General features: G+C 72.9%; 2 protein-coding genes. Both read right to left on the bottom strand.

The genetic code is table 11. From position 1 onward, the window contains the following. Window positions 1–887: beta-ketoacyl synthase N-terminal-like domain-containing protein (locus ACZ4W9_RS40265; RefSeq protein ID WP_467944216.1), on the bottom strand; the 887-nt coding region annotated here is incomplete at its 3' end. 125 nt (window positions 888–1012) lie between these two features. Further along, window positions 1013–1700, bottom strand: a 688-nt coding sequence (locus ACZ4W9_RS40260; RefSeq protein ID WP_467944215.1) for an acyl carrier protein, incomplete at its 5' end; no start/stop codon positions are given.

Genomic DNA, 1700 nt, shown 5'->3' with positions numbered 1-1700 from the left:
CGTACGACGGCGAGGACGGGGTGGTTGTTGCGGCGGGCGTCGGAGAGGCGTTCCAGCAGGAGGAGACCGGCGCCCTCCGACCAGCCGGTGCCGTCGGCCGACGCGGCGAACGCCCGGCACCGGCCGTCCCGGGACAGACCCTGCTGACGCGAGAACTCCACGAAGGTGTCCGGCGTCGCCATCACCGCGACCCCGCCCGCCAGCGCCATCGAGCACTCCCCGCCGCGCAGCGCCTGCGCGGCCAGGTGCACCGCGACCAGCGACGACGAGCACGCCGTCTCCACGGTGACGGCCGGGCCCTCCAGCCCCAGGGTGTAGGAGACGCGGCCCGAGGTGGCGCTGCCCGAATTGCCGATGCTGAGCATGCCCTCGACCTCACGCGGTACCTCGGTCAGCCCCACCGCGTAGTCGTGGTACATCACCCCCGCGTACACGCCGACGCTGCTGCCCGTGAGCGTGCCCGGCGCGATCCCGGCCCGCTCGAACGCCTCCCAGGCCGTCTCCAGCAGGATCCGCTGCTGCGGGTTCATCGACAGGGCCTCGCGCGGTGAGATCCCGAAGAAACCGGCGTCGAATTCCCCCGCGTCGTGCAGGAACCCGCCCTCGCGGACGTACGACTTCCCGGACCGCTCCGGGTCGGGGTCGTACAGCTCGTCGGTGTTCCAGCCGCGGTTGACCGGGAACTCGGTGATGGCGTCGGTGCCGTCGGCGACCAGCCGCCACAGCTCCTCCGGGGTGGTCACCCCGCCGGGGAGCCGGCAGGCCATCCCGACGATCGCGATCGGCTCCGACCTGGCCGACTCCACCTCGCGCAGCCGGCCCTGAGTCTGCTTCAACTCGGCGACCACGCGCTTGAGATAGTCACGGAGCTTTTCGTCGTTGCTCATGAAGACTCTGATCCTTCTTGTCGGTTGAGCGCATCCAGGGCCCCGGAACCCCCTGGTGAGGCGCCGGGGCGAGGCTGCGCGGTCCCGGCCGTACCGGTGACGGCCGGGACCGCGCACCGGGGCCGCTAGAGGCCGAGTTCGGTGTCGATGAGGTCGAACAGCTCGTCGTCGCTCGCCGCGGCGAGGTCGATGCCGGATTCCTCGCCCGCCGCCGGGGCGGTCTGGCCCCAGCGGGCCGTGAGCGAGTGCAGCCGCCTGCCCAGCTCGCGGTGGAGCGCCGGGTCCGGCGCGGCGGAGGCCAGCGCCCGTTCCAGCCGGTCCAGCTCCGCGAGGACCTCGGACGCCGTCGGCTCGGGCCGCTCGGGCTCGGTGACCAGTTCCTCCAGGAGGCGGGTGGCCAGTGCCTGCGGTGTGGGGTGGTCGAAAACGAGGGTGGCCGGGAGCTTGACGCCGGTCGCCGAGGTGAGCCGGTTGCGCAGCTCCACGGCGGCCAGCGAGTCGAAGCCCAGGTTCTTGAACGCCTGGTCCGGCTGTACGGCGTCGGCACCGGCGTGACCGAGCGCCGCCGCCGCCTCGCCCCGCACCAGGTCGAGCAGAGCGGACGCCCGCGCCTCGGCACCGAGCCCGGCCAGCCGGTCCGCGAACGACTCCGTACCCAGCGCGGCCGTGCCCGCCTGTTTGCGGGTGGGTTTGATCAGGTGGTGGAGGAGGGTGGGGACGGGGGTGTGGCGGGCGTAGGCGGTCAGGTCGAGTTTGGCGGGGACGAGGGTGGGGTGGGGGTCGGTGAGGGCGGTGTCGAGGAGGGTGAGTCCT

The organism is Streptomyces sp. NPDC029296 (assembly GCF_055569255.1).
The sequence above is the reverse complement of the archived record's forward strand: the minus strand, read 5'-3'. Positions and strand labels throughout refer to the sequence as shown.